This is a genomic window from Streptomyces hygroscopicus, from assembly GCF_026168105.1.
GTDB lineage: Bacteria > Actinomycetota > Actinomycetes > Streptomycetales > Streptomycetaceae > Streptomyces > Streptomyces hygroscopicus_D.
This window is the reverse complement of sequence record NZ_LBMW01000123.1, coordinates 1-2,923: the sequence shown is the minus strand read 5'-3', so window position 1 is coordinate 2,923 and position 2,923 is coordinate 1. Positions and strand designations below refer to the sequence as shown.

General features: G+C 74.5%; 1 protein-coding gene. It reads left to right on the top strand.

Annotated elements, in window-relative coordinates:
- Positions 1-2,923 (top strand): Rne/Rng family ribonuclease (locus tag AAW14_RS39080; RefSeq protein ID WP_265569222.1); only part of this gene is annotated, 2,923 nt, incomplete at both ends.

The following is a 2,923-nucleotide window of genomic DNA, read 5'->3' as shown; positions in this document are numbered from 1 at the left end:
GCCTCGTCGGCCGCCGCGGCCGACGAGGCGCCGGCGAGCGAGCCCGCCGTTTCGGCCCCGGCCACCGCCGAGGCCCCCGTGGCCGAAGAGGCCTCCGTCCGCCGTACCCGTCGCCGCGTCACCCGTCGGGTGGCGGCGCCCGCCGGCGCGCCCGAGGGCGACGCCGCCGAAGCACGCGTGGAGGCGCCTGTGGCCGTCGCCGACGAGCCCGAGAAGTCCGCCGCCGGAGCCGCCGAGGTTCCGGCCCCGGAGACCGCCGTGTCGGAGCCGGAGCCGGAGCCGACGGCCGAGGACGCCGCCCCGCGCCGCTCCCGCCGTCGTGTGGTCCGCAGGGCCGCCGGTGGTTTCTCCGAGCCCGCTCAGTCGGCCGACGAGGGCGCCGAGTCCGTGCAGCGACCCGTGCGACCCGCCGCCCCCGTGTTCCAGGCGCCGGTGTTCACCGAGCCGATGTTCCAGACCCCGGAGCGAGCCGCCGCTGCCGCTGCCGCCGAGGCCGCCGAGCAGGAGGAGGCCCCCGAGGAGGAGGCCGCCGGTGCGCGCCGCCGCCGTCGCCGCCGTGGTGGTGACGAGGAGCCCGCGGCCGTGACGCCCGAGACCGCCGACGAGGTGGAGGAGGCCGAGGAGCCGGAGGAGTCCACCGAGGGCGAGGAGGCCGAGGAGACGGGTGCGCGCCGTCGCCGTCGCCGTGGCGGCCGTCGCCGTCGCCGTGGCGAGTCCGCCGAGGGCGAGTCCGCGGAGGCCGAGGACACCGAGGAACTGGCCGCCGAGCAGGCCGCGCAGGACGCCGAGGACACCGCCGAGCAGGTGGAGGAGGACGCCGAGGAGGCGGGCGAGGAGGCCGCGGGCTCCAGCAGCAGCCGTCGCCGCCGTCGGCGCCGCCGCCGGGCCGGTGACGGGGGTGCCGACACCGAGCCGTCCTCCGACGACCCGGAGCGCACGGTCGTCAAGGTCCGGGAGCCGCGCAAGAAGGACGAGCGCCCCGGCGACGGTACCGACGAGGTGCAGTCCATCAAGGGCTCGACCCGTCTGGAGGCCAAGAAGCAGCGCCGCCGCGAGGGGCGCGAGCAGGGCCGCCGCCGGGTGCCGATCATCACCGAGGCCGAGTTCCTGGCCCGCCGCGAGGCCGTCGAGCGCGTGATGGTCGTCCGGCAGAACGGCGACCGTACGCAGATCGGTGTCCTGGAGGACGGCGTGCTCGTCGAGCACTACGTCAACAAGGAGCAGTCGACCTCGTACGTGGGCAACGTCTACCTGGGCAAGGTGCAGAACGTCCTGCCGTCGATGGAGGCCGCCTTCATCGACATCGGCAAGGGACGCAACGCCGTCCTGTACGCCGGTGAGGTCAACTTCGAGACGCTCGGCGTCTCGGGCGGCCCGCGCCGCATCGAGTCCGCGCTGAAGTCCGGACAGTCCGTGCTGGTCCAGGTCACCAAGGACCCGATCGGGCACAAGGGCGCCCGGCTGACCAGCCAGGTCTCCCTGCCCGGCCGCTATCTGGTCTATGTGCCCGAGGGCTCGATGACCGGCATCAGCCGCAAGCTGCCCGACACCGAGCGGGCGCGGCTGAAGACCATCCTCAAGAAGATCGTCCCCGAGGACGCGGGCGTCATCGTGCGCACCGCCGCCGAGGGCGCGAGCGAGGACGAACTGCGCCGGGACGTCGAGCGGCTGCAGGCGCAGTGGGAGGAGATCCAGAAGAAGGCGAAGAACGGCAACGCGCCGACGCTGCTGTACGGCGAGCCGGACATGACCGTCCGGGTCGTGCGCGACATCTTCAACGAGGACTTCTCCAAGGTCATCGTCAGCGGCGACGACGCCTGGGAGACCATCCACGGGTACGTCTCCCACGTCGCCCCCGACCTGGCCGACCGACTGCAGCGGTGGACCTCCGAGGTCGACGTCTTCGCCACGTACCGGATCGACGAGCAGCTCGCCAAGGCGCTGGACCGCAAGGTCTGGCTGCCCAGCGGTGGTTCGCTGGTCATCGACCGGACCGAGGCGATGGTCGTCATCGACGTCAACACCGGCAAGTTCACCGGGCAGGGCGGCAACCTCGAGGAGACCGTCACCAGGAACAACCTGGAGGCGGCCGAGGAGATCGTGCGTCAGCTGCGGCTGCGCGACCTCGGCGGCATCATCGTCATCGACTTCATCGACATGGTGCTGGAATCCAACCGGGACCTGGTGCTGCGGCGCCTGCTGGAGTGCCTGGGCCGGGACCGTACGAAGCACCAGGTCGCCGAGGTGACCTCGCTGGGCCTCGTCCAGATGACGCGCAAGCGTGTCGGGCAGGGCCTGCTGGAGTCGTTCTCCGAGACCTGCGTCCACTGCAACGGCCGTGGCGTGATCGTGCACATGGACCAGGCGGCCGCCGCCACCGGCGGCAAGCGCAAGAAGCGCGGCCGGGGCGCCGAGCACGAGGCGGTGGCAGCGGAGGTCGCCGAGACCGTCGAGGCCCTGCCGGCCGCCGTGGAGACGGAGGCCGAGGTGGCCGCCGAGTCCGCGGTCCCCGCCGCCCTGCCCGAGCCCGCGTTCGCGCCCGACGAGGAGCTGTACGGCAGCGTCGCCGAGGCGGAGGCCGCCGCGTCCCGGGGCCGTGCGCGGCGCCGGGTGACCCGCAGGGCGTCGGCTCCGGCCGGTGCGTCCCGCTCCGAGGAGCGTGCGCCCAGGTCCCGCAAGGACGAGCGCGCGCCGAAGTCGCGTCAGGCAGCGGAGGCGGAGCCCGCGGCGGCCGAGGACCCGGTCGTCGAGGCGCCCGCGCCTGCCGAGGAGGAGACCGCGCCCAAGGGCCGTACGCGCCGCCGTGCGACCCGTAAGGCGTCGGCTCCGGCCGGTTCTCCCGCGGAGGCCGTGGTGACGGTCGCCGAGCCCGCGCCGGGGGCCGCCGAGCCGGGGGCCGGGGCTCCGGCCGAGCCCGTGGCCG